Annotated in this window: 16 protein-coding genes; 4 read left to right on the plus strand and 12 right to left on the minus strand. The window is 39.3% G+C overall.

Features of this window, described 5'->3' with window-relative positions; all coding sequences use genetic code 11:
* Positions 1-3 precede the first annotated feature (3 nt).
* The 3 genes from ABVF21_RS07890 to ABVF21_RS07900 form a co-directional block, all read right to left on the minus strand.
* Positions 4-300, minus strand: coding sequence for a hypothetical protein (locus ABVF21_RS07890; protein ID WP_371017932.1), 297 nt, complete (start codon positions 298-300; stop codon positions 4-6).
* Positions 297-1,091 (minus strand): ABC transporter ATP-binding protein, encoded by a 795-nt coding sequence (locus ABVF21_RS07895; protein ID WP_303532752.1) that lies wholly within the window; start codon positions 1,089-1,091, stop codon positions 297-299. The genes ABVF21_RS07890 and ABVF21_RS07895 overlap by 4 nt, the downstream gene beginning before the upstream one ends.
* A 160-nt stretch (positions 1,092-1,251) precedes the next feature.
* A complete protein-coding gene (locus tag ABVF21_RS07900; RefSeq protein WP_371017933.1) occupies positions 1,252-2,778 on the minus strand; it encodes an RQC-minor-2 family DNA-binding protein in 1,527 nt (508 codons plus the stop codon).
* Between the two features lie 165 nt (positions 2,779-2,943).
* Here ABVF21_RS07900 and ABVF21_RS07905 point away from each other — a divergent pair, with 165 nt between their 5' ends.
* Together ABVF21_RS07905 and ABVF21_RS07910 are read left to right on the plus strand one after the other, a co-directional pair.
* The gene (locus ABVF21_RS07905; RefSeq protein ID WP_371017934.1) at positions 2,944-4,398 is read left to right on the plus strand and encodes a phospholipase D family protein; all 1,455 of its coding nucleotides are present in this window, start codon (positions 2,944-2,946) and stop codon (positions 4,396-4,398) included.
* Positions 4,399-4,663: 265 nt separating this feature from the next.
* Positions 4,664-5,032 carry a VOC family protein gene (locus ABVF21_RS07910; RefSeq protein ID WP_303532760.1) on the plus strand — a complete coding sequence of 123 codons (369 nt, stop codon included), beginning with the start codon at positions 4,664-4,666 and terminating at the stop codon, positions 5,030-5,032.
* A 48-nt stretch (positions 5,033-5,080) separates the two neighbouring features.
* On the opposite strand, the gene ABVF21_RS07915 is transcribed toward ABVF21_RS07910, so the two are convergent.
* Positions 5,081-5,311, minus strand: a complete 231-nt coding sequence (locus ABVF21_RS07915; protein ID WP_303532761.1) for an excisionase family DNA-binding protein — start codon at positions 5,309-5,311, stop codon at positions 5,081-5,083.
* A gap of 138 nt (positions 5,312-5,449) precedes the next feature.
* On the opposite strand from ABVF21_RS07915, the gene liaG reads away from it, so the two are divergent.
* Positions 5,450-6,304 (plus strand): LiaG family protein, encoded by an 855-nt coding sequence (gene liaG / locus ABVF21_RS07920; protein ID WP_303532763.1) that lies wholly within the window; start codon positions 5,450-5,452, stop codon positions 6,302-6,304.
* Positions 6,305-6,727: 423 nt separating this feature from the next.
* Here liaG and ABVF21_RS07925 read toward each other — a convergent pair whose 3' ends face one another.
* From ABVF21_RS07925 to nagA, 4 genes are read right to left on the minus strand one after another with little or no spacing between them, the layout of a single operon-like run.
* A complete protein-coding gene (locus tag ABVF21_RS07925; protein ID WP_303532764.1) occupies positions 6,728-7,477 on the minus strand; it encodes an SIS domain-containing protein in 750 nt (249 codons plus the stop codon).
* Between the two features lie 21 nt (positions 7,478-7,498).
* A complete protein-coding gene (locus tag ABVF21_RS07930) occupies positions 7,499-8,221 on the minus strand; it encodes a GntR family transcriptional regulator (protein ID WP_303532766.1) in 723 nt (240 codons plus the stop codon).
* A gap of 15 nt (positions 8,222-8,236) precedes the next feature.
* The gene (nagB, locus tag ABVF21_RS07935) at positions 8,237-8,971 is read right to left on the minus strand and encodes a glucosamine-6-phosphate deaminase (RefSeq protein ID WP_303532768.1); all 735 of its coding nucleotides are present in this window, start codon (positions 8,969-8,971) and stop codon (positions 8,237-8,239) included.
* Positions 8,958-10,166, minus strand: a complete 1,209-nt coding sequence (gene nagA, locus ABVF21_RS07940; protein ID WP_371017958.1) for an N-acetylglucosamine-6-phosphate deacetylase — start codon at positions 10,164-10,166, stop codon at positions 8,958-8,960. Before nagA ends, nagB begins: the two co-directional genes overlap by 14 nt.
* A gap of 185 nt (positions 10,167-10,351) precedes the next feature.
* On the opposite strand from nagA, the gene nagE reads away from it, so the two are divergent.
* Positions 10,352-12,217 carry an N-acetylglucosamine-specific PTS transporter subunit IIBC gene (gene nagE, locus ABVF21_RS07945; RefSeq protein ID WP_194218182.1) on the plus strand — a complete coding sequence of 622 codons (1,866 nt, stop codon included), beginning with the start codon at positions 10,352-10,354 and terminating at the stop codon, positions 12,215-12,217.
* A gap of 46 nt (positions 12,218-12,263) precedes the next feature.
* Here the strand turns inward: nagE and ABVF21_RS07950 are convergent, their stop codons facing one another.
* The 4 genes from ABVF21_RS07950 to mqo all read right to left on the minus strand — a co-directional run bounded on the left by ABVF21_RS07950 (position 12,264) and on the right by mqo (position 16,553).
* Positions 12,264-12,827, minus strand: coding sequence for a hypothetical protein (locus tag ABVF21_RS07950; protein WP_303532770.1), 564 nt, complete (start codon positions 12,825-12,827; stop codon positions 12,264-12,266).
* 12 nt (positions 12,828-12,839) lie between these two features.
* Positions 12,840-14,027 carry a ParM/StbA family protein gene (locus ABVF21_RS07955; protein WP_194218180.1) on the minus strand — a complete coding sequence of 396 codons (1,188 nt, stop codon included), beginning with the start codon at positions 14,025-14,027 and terminating at the stop codon, positions 12,840-12,842.
* Between the two features lie 491 nt (positions 14,028-14,518).
* Entirely contained in the window at positions 14,519-14,779 is a 261-nt protein-coding gene (locus ABVF21_RS07960; RefSeq protein ID WP_371017935.1) for a DUF4190 domain-containing protein, read from the minus strand.
* Positions 14,780-14,990: 211 nt separating this feature from the next.
* Complete coding sequence (gene mqo / locus ABVF21_RS07965) at positions 14,991-16,553, minus strand: malate dehydrogenase (quinone) (protein ID WP_303532775.1); 1,563 nt, start codon at positions 16,551-16,553, stop codon at positions 14,991-14,993.
* Positions 16,554-16,716: the final 163 nt, after the last annotated feature.

The raw sequence follows: 16,716 nt of genomic DNA on the forward strand, positions 1-16,716 counted from the left end.
AATTTAAAACATTAAAACACCGAAAATCAAGCTCATCTGAAACATAAAATTGTCACCAAAAAACAGAATCGGAATCAACGTTAGGCCAATAAAAGCATAAAACCAGAGTGATTTCAAAAACTGGTTGGAATCTTTCTTTTTGTTCCCACTCATGTTCTGACTCATTATCGTAGTAGGGCGTCTCCCATCCATCGTTAGCTTTACCTGAAGTATTCGACGCAAGGTAGGATAATCAATATCCAGCCGCTCAAATAGGAACCGAAAGAGGTCAAGAATCTTTAGTGTTGGAAAGTTCTTCATACATCTTCACGCTGCACGATCTGCACAAAATCCTCCGCAAGATTTTGATGCTCATTAAAACCTGTTAATTGATTAAATATCTCCTCAAGTGAGCCCTCTTTATTTTTTTGACGAAGCTGTTCAAAGCTTCCATCCGCAACAATCTTGCCATCATTTAGAAGGAGAATACGGCTACTAATTTTCTGAACGACCTCCATAATGTGCGAAGAGTAGAAAATCGTTTTCCCCTGAGCCGCAAGCTGAGCAAGGATTTCTTTAAACACCATGACACTATTCGCATCAAGACCATTGATCGGTTCATCGAGAAAAAGAATATCAGGGTCATGAAGCAAGCTAGAAATTAGTAAGACTTTTTGCTTCATACCTTTTGAGTAGGATGAAATACGAGATTCATAAACGTCTTCAAGCTCAAACACTCTCATCAGCAATCTAGCTTTATATTCCGCTGTATCAGCATCTAATCCGTAGAGTTCACCTGTAAACGTTAGGTACTCCTGCGCAGATAAGTTATCATAAAGGTCCGCCGATTCTGGAACATACCCGATTCTCTTTTTATAATTAACGCTATTCTTTTTAATATTTTCTCCAAATATCTCTACTTCACCAGCGTAAGTAGCTTCTAATCCGAGCATGATTTTAACAGTGGTACTCTTACCAGCCCCATTCGGACCAATGTAACCAATAATTTGCCCTTCATAAACATCAAGATCAATATTATCTAGAACGAGCTTTTCTCCGTACCACTTCGTCAATCCTTTCAAAGAAAGTACTTTTCCCGGTCCGTGTTCCATACAATCCCCTCCATATGTAAACTTCTACTTATTTCTACGAAACTTACAATAAAAGGTTTCATCCTGTCCACAAACCCTTTAGGTACTATAATCAGGTACTTTCCCACCGAAAATTCATTTCGTCAAAAAAAAGACGATGCTACTCACATCGTCTTTCCAGCTATTCGCCCTCTCTACTTAACATTCGATTGGCCTTCTCTGTCAGCCCATAGCCTTTGGAGATCTTAAGCAGCAAGCCGTCTTTCTCCATGTATTTGATCCCTTTGACAACATGTTTTTCTTGCCAATTCTGTAAAAGACCGAACACCTCATTTTCATGTAGTCTCTGTGCTCGTATCGCATTTGTTGCTTGTCCGGTAAAAACTTTTGAGAGTACATGAAGTGGCTCATTTTCATGCCTGATAATGAAGTGAAGCAAGATCTTCATCTCGCCAATTGTCATCGTATGTTGCTTTACATTCATGTAATCTTCCTCATTCGAAGGGACATTTTGACTGATTGACTTTACTTTTTCAAGGTAGTCTCGAACAAAGGTGATTTCCCTTTGATTCAAATTCGGAAAAACTGTCCGAGGCTTAAAAGGTGCTATGGTATCGGTTAATACATGGGAAAACCAAATAAGTGGTGAGCCTGATCGATCTTCTGGCAGTCTCACGCATTTGAACTGCTGATAAACCGTAACCGTAGATGGCGCTTCAAATAACGCAAGTTCTTCTTCTGATAAAGTATGCTGAACTTGTAGCACTTCAGCATAAAGCGGTACATACGGCTTGAATGCTTGAATCGCTTGAGACACTTCCTCTATTTTTTCTACTAAACGTGGGGTATTGTCTACCATTTCATTGAATTGTCGTTCAATCGTTCCGATACGTTTCTTAGCACGATCCATGTCAATTTCCTCTTTAAAATGGACATGGTTTTCCTCTATGTCATAATAAATCGCACATCCGCAGGCCTCACAATAAAATTCAACATCACTACTAGTTGGGTAAAGCCTCATCTTCTTCTCATGATGACAAACTCCCTTTTCGGTCCATAACCATTCATCTGGAACTTCGCGGTAAGGTCTCATCACAATGTCGACTCGGTGTCGCCAGTAAGCAAGATCTTCAGGAGAATTTAAAAGGGAGATAAGAGGCGAGTGATTCATCCTTTCAACCGCTTTTACAACGGTTTCTTTCTCTCTAGCCAATTGAATAAACGGATGAAGTTGATACGCCTCTATAATGCGCTCTTCCCATTCTACACGAGACTTTTCAGCTAACTCCGCGCAAAAAAGGTAATCTCGAATAACCCGATCGAGATGACGATCAAGATCTTCCGTTGATAACTGTAAATAAAACTCTTGGTAAGTAGAATTGTTATGGATGGGGAGGCCATGCATCGCCGAAAAGGTTTGCCACAATAATTGCTCTGGTTTGATAAGATGTGGGTAAAGCTCATCTTCTTTATTTAAAGGAATCGGTAAAACGGCTTCGTTTTCCTGTTCAAGAAACGTTTGCAACTTCTGCTTCTCTTCCTGGGTAAGAGCGCCAATCTTCCGTTTCACATTTTCGTGAAGACGATGAATCATGCCTTTTTGTACTTTCTGACCTACCGTTCTAATTCGTTTATTTTTCTTTCCCATTGGAACAAACGCAAACATCGGATAGGCATCAAAATGATAAGTATGATGTTCAACTGTCATTATGCAAAACCCGCTTTCTGTCTTTCAGCTGTTTATCCAACAGTATACGGCGGAAATTGGTATGGAAACAACCTTACAGCATGCAAAAAAACACATTCAGAGGAGGGATACAATCGTACGGCGCGGGGTATATAAAGAGAAAATAGAAATTGAGGAGCACTACATATGAAGAAACGATCATGGTATCGCAAAAAACGTTGGATGATATTCATTATATTTTTAGTTATTTATGTAGGCGTTATCACTTATCACCGCTTCAAGCCTTTACCTGAAGGCGTATCCTACGCAGGTGAAGTTCATCAAATAAATGATGAAGACATCGAGTTTCTTTTTGACTTAACTTACGACAAAAAGGAGAAAGAAGTTTATGATCATAGTATTTTTGATGAAATCAACAGTACGATTCAAGAAGCCGATGATTTCCTTATTTTAGACCTTTTCTTATTTAACGGATACACGGATGGGAAAAGAGATTATCCAAAAATCAGTGAAGACTTAGCGAATACAGTAGTTGAAGTAATGAAAGCGAAGCCTAACCTGAAGGTTATCCTCATTAGCGATGAAGTGAACACAACATATGGATCTCACGAGGCTGACCAAATAAATAAGATTAAGGAAATGGGCGCCGAAATTATTTTCACTGATCTTGATCGGCTACGAGATCCAAACTTATTTTATTCAGGGCTTTGGAGAATGGGGATCACCTGGTTTGGGCAAGAAGGCAAAGGATGGCTTCCAAACCCAATGGCTCCTTCAGCACCAAAAGTCACTGCACGATCTTATCTAGAGTTGCTTAATGTGAAAGCGAACCATCGTAAAACGGTGATTACAGAAGATGCGGGTATTATCATGTCTGCAAATCCTCATGATGCGAGCGGTTTTCATTCTAACATTGCCTTTAAAGTGAAGGGCGAGATTCTAAATGACCTTATCGAAACTGAAAAAGCAGTTGCCGCCTATTCTGGAGGAAACGTATCGTCATTTCCAGACACTAAGTTGACCGATGAGAGTCCCGAGGATGCTTCTAATGTTAAAGCTCAAATTGTGACAGAAAGTAAAATTCAGGATAGTGTTGTGACAGCTATTGATGATGCCAAAAAAGGAGAGCTTATCTATATTGGAATGTTTTATTTGGCCGACCGGGATATCGTTGATGCGCTTGTTGACGCAACCGAACGAGAGGTCGACGTACGTCTAGTACTAGATCCCAATCAAAATGCCTTTGGACAGCAAAAAATCGGCTTACCTAACCTTCCTGTGACAGCTGAGCTAGAGAAACAAGGAAGTGAGCATCTTACAATCCGCTGGTATGACACAAATAAAGAGCAATTTCACACAAAACTATTGTATATAAAAGGAAATAAAGAGAGCACAATCATCGGTGGATCAGGCAACTATACCTCTAGAAACCTGGATGATTACAATATGGAAACGAATATTCATTTAAACGCACCTAACGATACTAAAGTCGTCCAGGATGTTGACCGCTATTTTGAGCGAATTTGGTCAAATAAAGATGGAACTTATACAGCTGACTACGAAAAATATCAAAACTCTCTTTCCCCCTATAAATATGTCATGTATATTCTTCAAAAATTATTCCAAGTAACCACATATTAACTATCATTAAAAATCCCCGGGAAAGATTTCCCGGGGATTTTTAGATTACCTTGTTCTTCTTTTATTTCGCATTTTCTTTACAATCGGATAAATAATGGGACCGTATTTAATCGCTTTTTTAATCAAATTTCTCATAAAAGGATACCCTCCTCTAGTACTATTCGTTATTCCCGATTTCTTATTACTTAAACGAAAGATTAGAGGAGATTCAATGGACTAGAGAGAAATAGAAAATAACCAGATAATTAGGAGGACGATTTCTCTTATGATCAAACAGGTGAGCCAAATAGCGATTCCCGTCAAAAAGATGGAACGAGCGGTTCAATTCTACAAAGAGCATTTGGAACTTAAATTATTATTTGAAACAAATCAGATGGCTTTTTTTGATTGTAATGGGCTGCGCTTGCTACTAAGTATTCCAGAGAAAGAAACTTTCGCACATGCAAGCTCAGTTCTTTATTTTGAAGTAAGTCATATTGAGAAAAGCTACGAACGTTTAATGAAGAATGGGGTGATTTTCATTAGTAAACCTCACCTAGTTGCGAAAACAGATGACGTTGAAACGTGGATGGCGTTTTTTGAAGATAGTGAGCAAAACACACATGCCATCATGAGTGAAGTGCTAACAAAATAAAGAAAGGATGCCGGTGGCATCCTTTCTTACTTAAGTTCTAAACCTTACTTAATCTTCATCTTTTACATCTGGATCTTCTGGAAGCGGCTCATTGGCTTCTTCTTCTAATCGTCTCTTCATTTTTTCCAACTGTTCAAAATGAGCATTAAACTGCTCTTTATATAGCAAATATTGCTCACCATCAAAAATAGTGCGAACGCGCTTCTCTCGAATGAGCGTTTCGATATAGGATTCTGGTAAAGATAAATATTCTGCCGTTTCTTTAATAGTGAGGTACATGCGCCTGCCTCCAATATACGTCATTAAGTCTCAAGTCTTATTCCAATTTAATACTCTAGATGATGTTTAGATGACTTGAACTACTATAAGATTACCATAGGGAATAGCATAACGAAGGAAACACGGGGAGGAAATATAGTGAGAAGTGGATTTGTGGTCATTGTTGGGTTGCTTGCAGTAGGGGCGGTTTTATTAATTTTATTTGAAAACACCTCTCTTTTTGCACGAGGAAGTGATGAAAACAGCATTGAGTTAAGTGAAAAAATTAATCAAGTTAGTATTTTGACGCACAGCAGTGATATGAACATAGTCACATCATCACGTGATGATGTGAAAGCAACCTTAAATGGTAGTGGAGAGCTTTCGGTGAGAAAGAAAGGAAATGCAATTGAAGTTGAAGTGAAGCGAAAGTGGTATAAGTTTTTTAACTTTAACGGGGGATCAGATGTTACTGTTTACCTCCCAGAAGACTTTAAACGCAATCTCAAGCTTGAGGTTGGCTCAGGAAGTGTTGTCTTCAATAATGAAGAAAACCTTACCATTTTAAACGAAGTAGATATTGATATGAGTTCGGGTGATGTTGAACTTTCCAACCTGGAAACAAAAAGCTTCGAGCATGACGGCTCATCTGGTCGTCTTATCATTGATCGACTTTCAACCGAAAAGGGAAGCTTTGATATAAGTTCTGGAGACGTGATTTTAACCCATTACTCTGGCCCACTTGAAGGAGAAATGTCATCAGGTGACATGAAAGTTCAAATGGATCAGTTAACAGGGGATGTATCGTTTGACCTTAGTTCAGGTGATGTTGATTTGGACCTTCCGGACAATGCTGATTTCACATTGGATAGTGAGGCAAGCAGCGGGGACATCTCAACCAAATTCACTTTAGAAGAGCAGACGATTAGCAATAAGGAAATATCGGGAGTACATGGTTCAGGGAAGTATCACGTGAAGATATCCCTTTCAAGTGGAAGCGCTAGCGTTTATTAAATAGTAACACCTGCTTTCCAATAGGACGGCAGGTTATTTTTGAGTTTTTAATTGAAAATAAACGATTTGGTTTACTCGTCGGTTACTATAACGGCATTTATCATTTCACATCACCAAATTATTTCCATGAAAATATTCCTTAATATGTTCTAGGTAATAGTTATAGCCCTGCCTTCGTAATTATACTAGGTGGAATGCTCATTACCATTATAGGAATCTTGAGCATTCTCTTCATTCAAAAATCAGAAACAAAGCATAAAAAGCAAGCTTACAAAATACCTCGCTATAAAGAAAAAAACCACTTTTCAGCTTTGCTGAAAGGGCGCCCTATGATGACCAATCCGACTGGACATCATAGGTCATAAATGAGTCTAATATCAACAACATTCAATTACATAGTCTTAAAAATAAGAGATTGTTTTGCTAAAAACCTTGATTGCCTTCGAGGAGCGGAATACGTGATTTGTATCTCTCAATCAATGTCTGATTCGATTCATCTGACCCGTCTACATTCCCGCTCTTAAACACAGGAGGAGTTATTCCCCGTGCAATCAACTGATGAATAGTTTCTACAGTAATACCGTTCAGGATCCCCATTCCAATTACGGTAGAGATTGAACCAAATGCGACTTGATTCTCTGTATCTTGAATCACCGCATCACCTACCTCAACATGGTTATCAATCACTTGATCTACTACATCGTATAAATACTTTCCTTCTTTATGACGAGATGATTGTCCATTTGAAGCTTTTCGTGAGGTTAAGCCGATAACGTACGCCCCTCTTTCTTTACTAAGAAGGGCAACATCAATTGGAACAGGATTACGACCTGATGTCGATACAACGATCACTACATCGCCTTTTTGAATATCCTGGTCCACCATGAATTCCCTAGCTAATCCATTCGTTCGCTCTAGAGCAGAAGATCTCGTTCCGCCTCTATGGAGCATTAAGTCTTCAATAAAAATAGGACGAACTGGCACAAGCCCACCTGCACGGTAAAAAACTTCTTCCGCCATCATGTGAGAATGTCCACATCCAAATACATGAATGATTTTTCCGTTTTCGATGCTATCAGCTAGAGCGACTGCTGCTCGCTCGATAGAAACGGCTTCTTTCTCTTCAATTACTTGAAGGGATGTTCTAATTTTGTTGAAGTAATCATGAAACAAATGAACGCCTCCTCAATGAAATTAACGCTTAAGTGTAATCATAAATTTATATCGATCTGCTCTGTACGAAGACTTCACTACTTCAAGCGGTGTATTATCCGCTAGTTTCGTATTCCTCTGAATGAGCAGTATCGGTGCTCCTTTTTGTATATTTAGGTATTCTGCCTCCTGCTGAGTTGCTACAGAAGACTCTAACACTTGGGTCGCTTCCTCAATCTTGATCGCTAGCTGATTTTCAATGTGATGATATAAAGAGTGCTGTACAGTTTCTTCCGTCAACCCTTTTACGAGATTAGCCGAGATGTACGTTTTCTCAAGTGCCATTGGGATACCATCAGCAAGCCTGATCCGTTTAATTTCGTAAACAGGTGCGTGATCCTGTATTTTTAACTGCTCTGATATATAAGGTGGAGCAGGTACAATTTCAAAGCCTACTAGTTTACTACTTGGTTCCATGCCACGTGATTTCATATCTTCGGTAAAACTTGTTAACCCCATCAGCTGTTGCTCAATTTTTTTCTCAGCAACAAAGGTACCTACTCCCTTTTGTCGATAGAGGTAACCCTCATTAACAAGCTCTGTAATGGCCTGTCTTACTGTCATGCGACTAATGCCAAAGCGCTCTGCATATTCTCGCTCGGATGGAAGCGAATCTCCTGGGGTTAACTCGCCTCTTGCAATCAGTCCTTTTATCCACTCAACTAACTGATAATAAATAGGTAATGGGGACGTCTTATCAATCATCGGAAATAACTCCTTTCAGCGCAATGTTACGCCTGATAACGCTTTTTTATCAGCAATAATTGTAACATGAGAATGCCTGTTTAACACCGATGCAGGAAAGGATTCGTCCACTTCACCTTCCACCAATTTCCTCATTGCCTCATTTTTTGCTTCTCCTGCAACAAGTAGCAAAATCTCTTTGCTTTTCATGATGGTTGCAATCCCCATCGTAATAGCTTCATGTGGTACTTCGTTAATATCCTGAAAAAAACGAGCATTGGCTTCTCTAGTAGATTGAGCTAGCTGAACTATTTGTGTTGTAGCTTCAAAAGAAGTCCCAGGCTCATTAAATCCGATATGCCCGTTACTACCCATTCCGAGTAGTTGCACATCGATTCCACCTGACTCTTTAATGCTTTCTTCATATGTTTTACATTCCTCATCAAGATCAATCGCCGTACCATTTGGAAGATGTATATTCGCACTTGGAATATCGATTTTCCCAAAAAGTTTCTCATACATGAAAGCATGGTAGCTGTTCGGATTATCAGCTGAAAAACCGACATATTCATCAAGGTTATAAGTAGTAATTTCCTTGTAGGTAGTATAATTTCGTTGATGATCCTGAATTAAATGCTTATAAGTCCCTTGCGGAGTTCCTCCAGTCGCAAGTCCCAAAACCATACTTGGATTTGTACGGATTTTATCAATAAGATAATTCGCTGCCAGTTCACTCATATGCTCATAGTCATGTGCTTCAATGATTCTCATTTTCTACATCCCCTTTATTCGTATATGCAAGATGTCCATTACAAAATGTCATCATCACTTCTCCATCAATGGATCGTAAGAAAAAGTCTGCATCTTTTCCCACGGCAAGGCTTCCTTTTCGATCAAAAACACCAAGCTGTTTCGCAGGATTTTCCGATGCCATTTTTATCGCGTTTTCAAGAGTACAGCCGGTAAAAGCCTGGATGTTAGCAAGTCCATCCTTCATTTTCAGCACACTACCTGCCAAAGTTCCATTATCTAATAGCGCTTTACCATCTTTCACTTCAACATCTTGTCCACCCAAATCATAGCGACCATTTTTTAGACATTTGGCTCTCATCGCATCGGTGATTAAAATCATCCCAGCATCTGATTTTTGAAAATAAGCTAACTTAATCATTTCAGGTCTCACATGATACCCATCTGCAATCACTTCTGTTTTCAACTGCTTACTTAACAGAGCAGCACCTGCTACACCCGGTTCACGATGATGGAGACCTCTCATCCCATTATAGAGGTGTGTAACGTGAGAGGCACCACATTCAACTGCCTCCATGACCTGCTCATATGTTGCATCGGAATGACCTATTGAAGCCACAATACCTCTTTCTGTTAAATATCGAACAAGTTCCATACCACCTTCTATTTCAGGTGCCAGGGTAACTAGCTTAATCGTGTTGTTTGCTAGTTTATTCCACGTTTTAAATACATCCACATCTGGTTGCTGCATGGCATGTGGCGGCTGTGCACCTGCCCGCTTACTATTAAGGAATGGACCTTCTAAGTGAATGCCAAGTACTTCCGCATGTCCTGGTTGTTGTCTCTCCATTAAGTACTCGCCTGCATTCTGAATAGCACACTCAATCGCCTTTGCTTCCTGAGTAATAGTCGTTGCTAGAAAGCTCGTTGTTCCTTCAGCTGGAAGTGCTTTCGTAATAGTATCAAGCGCTTCAGTAGAAGCGTCCATCGTATCGGCTCCATTCACGCCATGAATATGGACATCAATCATTCCAGGAAGCACAGATACACTTTCATTAAACGAATAGACTTTTTCTTGTCCTGCTATAGTACGTTCATCTGTATGACCTATTTCAATAATTTTACCGTTATCGACTTTAAGATAGCCGTTTTGGATCGTTTGTTCTTCGCTATAAACTGTCACATGATCAATAACAAAACACGCTTCATTCACGATGAGACACTCCTTTTTTCGGTTCATCTTGTTATTAAAATCGTACCACCATTAAGTACAGTTGTCTATACCAGTATAGAACCGATTTTACGACGCACAAGGGAATTGGTATAGACAACTATATTTAGTGCTGTTATGATGAACATGACAATAAAACGTTTTCAAATTTCGAAAGGGGTTGAACGTAAATGCTCGGAGCTTTACAACGTATTGGTAAGTCCTTAATGCTACCAATTGCTGTACTTCCGGCTGCTGCCTTGCTATTGAGGTTAGGGCAGGATGACTTACTTGGTATTCCATTTGTAGCAGCAGCAGGGGGAGCCATATTTGATAATCTCGCACTTATCTTCGCAATAGGTGTAGCCATTGGATTCTCTAAAGACAGCAATGGTGCGGCCGGACTAGCCGGTGCCATCGGTTACCTTGTTCTTACACAGGGGACTCAAGCAGTTAATGAGAATATTAATATGGCGATACTTGGAGGAATCCTTTCTGGTATCGTTGCGGGACTTCTTTATAATCGATTTCATGATATTAAACTTCCAACCTGGCTTGGTTTCTTTGGTGGACGACGCTTTGTCCCTATCGTCACAGCCACAGCAATGGTTATTCTAGCAGGGATATTTGGATTTGTTTGGCCTCCAATTCAAGAGGGCATTAATTCGATCGGACAATGGATTATCGATGCAGGAGCACTTGGTGTTGGTGCATTCGGATTCTTAAACCGACTCCTTATTCCATTCGGACTACACCACGTTCTAAATAGTTTAGTTTGGTTTGTTTTTGGTGATTACAATGGTGCAACTGGGGACTTGAATCGATTCTTTGCTGGAGATCCAACCGCTGGCATATTTATGGCTGGTTTCTTCCCAATTATGATGTTCGGACTTCCAGCAGCGTGTTTTGCAATGATTGCAGCTGCTAAAAAGGATAGAAGAGCAGAAGTAAGCGGAATGTTAATTGGTATCGCATTTGCATCCTTCTTAACAGGGATTACTGAACCAATTGAATTTGCCTTTATGTTCTTATCACCATTATTATATGGGATTCACGCGCTATTAACTGCCAGTTCGATGGTTCTCGCGTATGTGCTGGATATCCATCACGGCTTCGGTTTTTCTGCAGGAGCCATTGACTTTTTCCTAAATTACGGCTTGGCACAGAAGGCAGGTCTACTCCTTGTTATTGGGATCATTTACGGAGGAATCTATTTTGTTGTATTCTATTTCCTTATTAAAAAATTAAATCTCAAAACACCTGGACGTGAAGATGAAGACATGTCATATCCAACAAATGCACCAGCTACAAAAGAAGACAAATACGATGTAATGGCAGGTCACTTTATCCGCAGCATTGGTGGCATTGATAACATCTCATCTATTGATAATTGTACAACAAGACTCCGCTTACAAATGAATGACATGGCAAAAGTAGACGAAGCAGAATTAAAGCGTCACGGTGCTCGAGGTGTAGTGAAAGTTAACAACCGCAACTTGCAGATCATCGTAGGAACTGATGTGGAATTTGTTGCAGATGCAATGCGCGGAACAAATTCACATGCTTCTAAAGAGAGCAACGATACAACTATCAATCTTACAAAAACGCTAGCTGAGCAAGATTTCGTCATGCCAGTCAAAGGGAAAATTATTCCACTGCAGGAGGTTCCAGACGAAGTGTTTTCTGCAGGTATGATGGGGGATGGCTTCGCAATTCTTCCTGAAGACGGTCATTTCGTTTCACCTGTTGATGGTGAGATTATAAGCATCTTCCCTACAAAGCATGCAATCGGTATTAAGTCGAATAGCGGCGTTGAGATATTGATCCATGTAGGAATTGATACCGTCAACTTAAAAGGAGAAGGCTTTACAACACTTGTAAACGAAGGGGATACAGTTAAGAGAGGCGATAAGCTTATGACGGTCGATTTAAGTAGCGTCAGACGTTCAGTACCTTCAGTTGCAACTCCAGTCATTTTCACGAATTTACAAAAGTTGAAAATCAAAAAATCCGGTAATATTAATCAAGGCGATAGCGGAATCATTTCGATTGATTAATCGCCAAAAACGAAGAAAGGCAGCGGATATCCGCTGCCTTTCTTTTTTATTTATTCATTTTATCAAGAAATCCGCCGAGCAAATCATCTGCGCTTTCTTCTTCCTCCACCGCTGAACTTTGCTCCTGTTGCGCCTGATCCCAATCAAAATTCATCAAATCATCATCAGACGACGTGGAAGAGGCTTCAATCGGTTCATAAACGTCTTTTGGCATAGTTCTTTTCGAAACCTCATCTTGCAAATAAAGCGCCTGATCAATATCAATCGAGTTGCTGTTAAAAGATGCAAGGAGTGATGCAGCCCGCACTGGATCAGATAAAATTTGGTAAACGATGTTGCCAAGAAGCGCTTCTGAATGCTCATGCTTAAGCCAATCTCGTTGTGCTTTGCTTAATCCCTTAGGCAAAGGCACCGTAATAGCATCATTATCGCGCCTTATCGTTTGCGTGACACCATCTAACACATACTCCGCAACGCGGCTTGAGAAGTTACGCTTTTCTTCGTCCTTTAACTTCTGAAGCTGCTTTAGAATATGATCAGGTGTATCAGAGGGAAGACGAAATGTAATCGCCTGTCCTCTCTGAATCCCCGTCATCCCCGCCTTTTTCATCAAATCACCCTACTAGTTTTTGACCTTGTTCTTTTCTTCTCTCTTTTCCTGGGGCTTGTCTTTATTATTCTTACGATTAAAGTCAGAGATGAGCTTGTAGTAAGCATTCGACATCATCCAAATGCTTTCTTTTTCATCTTCAAAGAAATCAATATTGTAGCCATCAAGGTTGTTATTCAATGTTTTAAGGTAATCTTTTAGAACAATGGAGCCACCACCAACGAAATAGCAGATTTCAGATTGAGAGTTCTTCTGCCAAACGTTACGAAGATGGCGATATTGCTTCTTAGCTAGTTCTAGTAAAATGCGATCCGTAATATCATGAACGCTTGTACGACTTCCGCGAACCATAATATGATTACGATCGTTTTTCTTCGTAATAATATCTACTACGTCTCGACGGCTGTCGAGCTCCACACCATGCTTAGATCGAATTTCCTCACGAATGGCTTCTAGTGACTCAGCAACTCCTAGATTAAAGCCCTGCGCCTTATCATCGTCGACATTACGATTCTTAATAACCGCGATGTCAGTGGAAAGACCACCGATATCTTGAATCAAAATACGCTTATCAATTAAGTCTTTATTGATGATGTTTAAATCGCTGTCCATTACAAGATTAATGTAAGCAGCAAAACCTTCAGGGTAGACCTTTACTTCATCAAATTTAATATTAACTTTCTTTCCTTGGTACTTAGGCGTTACAAGAAATTCTACCTGGTGAACGGATCCTAGAAGTCTTGAGCGATATCCAACGTCCTTTCCTTCTTTCACTTCACGTAGTGGAAGTCCTGTACCAAGCGTGTAATTCGCATCCACAACGCCGTTCTGATTTCTGAAATTTGCTGAGTTTTTTGGATCAACGGCATCTAGTGCAAGTGATGCAAACAACATTACAAGAGTTTGATCCTCTTCTGATTTTGCGCTTCCTGGATCTAATTCTGTTGGGTTGTCACTCTTTGTCGCCAGATTGCCAACCCGATAGATCGCGTTGTTATCTTGTAGAGCAGGGGAGTGTACACGAATATGAATACCATCAAGCGGATCTTTAGTATCCAACTCTTCAATTCCAATTACAGGACGATCTTCTATATCTCTAGCAATTACGTTTGGTATGTATAGATCAGATTCAAGTTTTCCATAGATTCCTTTTAACGAGTCGTTACCTACATCGACTGCTGCAATTCTTGAATTACTCATAAAATAATCCATCCTTTCATATTTGAAATCTAGTATTTCTACTATTAACTTAAAATTTATAGAAATTTGCAAATGAAGTCAATGAGTCATTCTATCTAGTTTACAAATTTGTGTACTTGTATACAAATACGTTTACAAGCGTACATTTTACGTATACAAGTATACAATTTCGTTTACATCCCCACAAATCAATATGCGTACACTTTTGTGTACTTGTGTACATTTTACGTATACAAGTGCACGGTTTTGTTTACATGTATACGTTTACTGTATACATTACTTTTTTAAGTTCTATTCGTCTTTTTAAGGGCCCTAATATTCTTTACAATCTATAGATTTTATGCAGAAACTGCAGAAACACTAAATCAACTTATTGAAATTCTAGAGAAAGGAAGAGTAAAACAAACTAAGTCTTTTCTGTAAATGTTCGGAAGTAGAAATAGAAAAAGGAAGATGAGAGAAACTAATCCCTCCCCTTCCCTTCAAACATGTTACATTAATGAGGCAACTCCTGCCCAAAACCATATTTTCAAACCTAACGTAACAATTCCCGTAACTAACCCTGTAACGGCAAATCCTTTCTTAAGAGGGTTTTTCTTCGCAATTACTCCAAAAATGATGGCCAATATTGCCAAAGGATAAGGAATAATTGGCACTAGAAAAAGCACAAGTCCAATAATACCTAACACCATCGAAGACACCGCAAGACCATTGCTCTCTGGTTGTGGAGCTACATTCATATTTCCTTCCATATCATTTCCCCCCCTAAAAATCATCTCTTTTTAGAAACCTATTTTTTTACATAATTGAATTTATTAGAGTGGCATTGATTTTATTCCATTAAAAAAAGCATGTAGCAATTAATTGCTACATGCTTTTTTTGTGTATTTATCCACTAAGCCAAATATAATCAGGGTTTCTCTAGCAAATAAGGCTACAGATCCTCATTTATTTCATCACAAATTAACTATAAGCGGGCTCACTTTCATTGAGAGCAAGCGTCTGTACAATTGAGGCATTGATCTCATTGAATAATTCAGGATTTTCTCCTAGTAACTTGCCATATGAAGGTATTATTTCTTTAATTTTGGGTTCCCAATCAGCCATCATCTCTGGGAAACATCGCTCGAATATCTCAAGCATAACGTGTACAGCAGTAGAAGCACCTGGAGAAGCGCCAAGAAGCGCAGCAATGGAACCGTCAGAGGAACTAACAATCTCTGTTCCAAATTGAAGCGTTCCTTTTCCTCCACCTTCCGTATCTTTAATTACTTGCACACGTTGACCAGCCGTTACGATATCCCAATCTTCACTTTTGGCAGTTGGAATAAATTCACGTACTTCTTCCATACGTTTTTCATCTGATAACATGACTTGTTGCACTAAATATTTTGTAAGGCCCATCTCTTTTAAACCAGCAGCCATCATTGTTAACACATTATTGGGCTTAACTGAGCCTATTAAATCTAAATTTGACCCGCCTTTTAAGAACTTTGGTGAAAAGCCCGCAAATGGTCCAAACAACAAGCTTTTTTTATTATCAATATATCTTGTATCAAGGTGAGGAACAGACATAGGAGGAGCGCCAACTTTGGCTTTTCCATACACTTTTCCATGATGTTTCTCAATCACCTCAGGATTATTGCATACCATGAAGAGTCCGCTTACCGGGAATCCGCCAATATGCTTTGATTCAGGAATACCAGTCTTCTGTAATAGTGGTAGACTACCTCCTCCACCGCCGATAAAGACGAAATCAGCTGTGTGATACTCAAGATTGTCGTTGTCGATATCCTTTACCTTTACTTCCCAGATACCTTCACTATTTCGTTTAATATCTTCTACGCTATGCTTATAGTGAAGTTCTACATTTTCACCCTCTAAATGCTCAAACAGCATCCGAGTTAACGCTCCGAAATTGACATCTGTACCAGAATCAATTTTTGTCGCAGCAATCGGTTCATCTGACGTTCTTCCATCCATGATGAGTGGAATCCATTCTTTCAGTTTCTCAGGATCGTCCGAAAATTCCATTCCTTTAAACAATGGGTTAGCTGACAACGCTTCCAATCTCTTTTTCAAAAATTTCACATTATCTTCTCCATGAACAAGGCTCATGTGAGGAAGAGGCTTGATAAAGTCCTGAGGTTTATCAATCAATTGATTATTTACTAAATAAGACCAAAATTGTTTTGAAAGCTGAAATTGCTCATTGATTTTGACAGCTTTCTCAATGTCTATCGACCCATCGGTCTTTTCAGAAGTATAGTTTAGTTCACATAGTGCAGAATGGCCTGTTCCTGCATTATTCCATTCATTAGAACTTTCTTCTCCTGCACTTCCTAGTTTTTCAAATACTTTAACGTTCCAATCAGGTGCTAATTCTGTCAGTAATGATCCCAAAGTCGCACTCATGACTCCAGCACCAATTAAGATAATGTCTTTTTTTTGATTCTTGCTCATGATACCCTTCCTTGTCTCATTTATTTGTAATAAAAAGAATAGGCGCTCATGCTCACATGTCATAAAAAGCAAGGCGACTCTTAGGTACACAACATGTTCTATCTTAATTATACCTTATCATAGTCAATTGTTATAATTGTAGAAAAAATATCTAATAATCTGATGCGTTTTTACTAATTTTTACACATTATTTGAAGAAAAAGAGGCTTAAAAAACAATACAGAAA

Source organism: Pseudalkalibacillus sp. JSM 102089 (genome assembly GCF_041366475.1).
Taxonomy (GTDB): Bacteria; Bacillota; Bacilli; order Bacillales; family Guptibacillaceae; genus Guptibacillus; species Guptibacillus hwajinpoensis_B.

What these genes read in the sequence shown, in the direction of transcription:
- ABVF21_RS07890 (WP_371017932.1), bottom strand. Translation starts at nt 300, where the DNA reads ATGAAGAACTTTCCAACACTAAAGATTCTTGACCTCTTTCGGTTCCTA.
- ABVF21_RS07895 (WP_303532752.1), bottom strand. Translation starts at nt 1,091, where the DNA reads ATGGAACACGGACCGGGAAAAGTACTTTCTTTGAAAGGATTGACGAAG.
- ABVF21_RS07900 (WP_371017933.1), bottom strand. Translation starts at nt 2,778, where the DNA reads ATGACAGTTGAACATCATACTTATCATTTTGATGCCTATCCGATGTTT.
- ABVF21_RS07905 (WP_371017934.1), top strand. Translation starts at nt 2,944, where the DNA reads ATGAAGAAACGATCATGGTATCGCAAAAAACGTTGGATGATATTCATT.
- ABVF21_RS07910 (WP_303532760.1), top strand. Translation starts at nt 4,664, where the DNA reads ATGATCAAACAGGTGAGCCAAATAGCGATTCCCGTCAAAAAGATGGAA.
- ABVF21_RS07915 (WP_303532761.1), bottom strand. Translation starts at nt 5,311, where the DNA reads ATGTACCTCACTATTAAAGAAACGGCAGAATATTTATCTTTACCAGAA.
- ABVF21_RS07930 (WP_303532766.1), bottom strand. Translation starts at nt 8,221, where the DNA reads ATGATTGATAAGACGTCCCCATTACCTATTTATTATCAGTTAGTTGAG.
- nagB (WP_303532768.1), bottom strand. Translation starts at nt 8,971, where the DNA reads ATGAGAATCATTGAAGCACATGACTATGAGCATATGAGTGAACTGGCA.
- nagE (WP_194218182.1), top strand. Translation starts at nt 10,352, where the DNA reads ATGCTCGGAGCTTTACAACGTATTGGTAAGTCCTTAATGCTACCAATT.
- ABVF21_RS07950 (WP_303532770.1), bottom strand. Translation starts at nt 12,827, where the DNA reads ATGAAAAAGGCGGGGATGACGGGGATTCAGAGAGGACAGGCGATTACA.
- ABVF21_RS07955 (WP_194218180.1), bottom strand. Translation starts at nt 14,027, where the DNA reads ATGAGTAATTCAAGAATTGCAGCAGTCGATGTAGGTAACGACTCGTTA.
- ABVF21_RS07960 (WP_371017935.1), bottom strand. Translation starts at nt 14,779, where the DNA reads ATGGAAGGAAATATGAATGTAGCTCCACAACCAGAGAGCAATGGTCTT.
- mqo (WP_303532775.1), bottom strand. Translation starts at nt 16,553, where the DNA reads ATGACATGTGAGCATGAGCGCCTATTCTTTTTATTACAAATAAATGAG.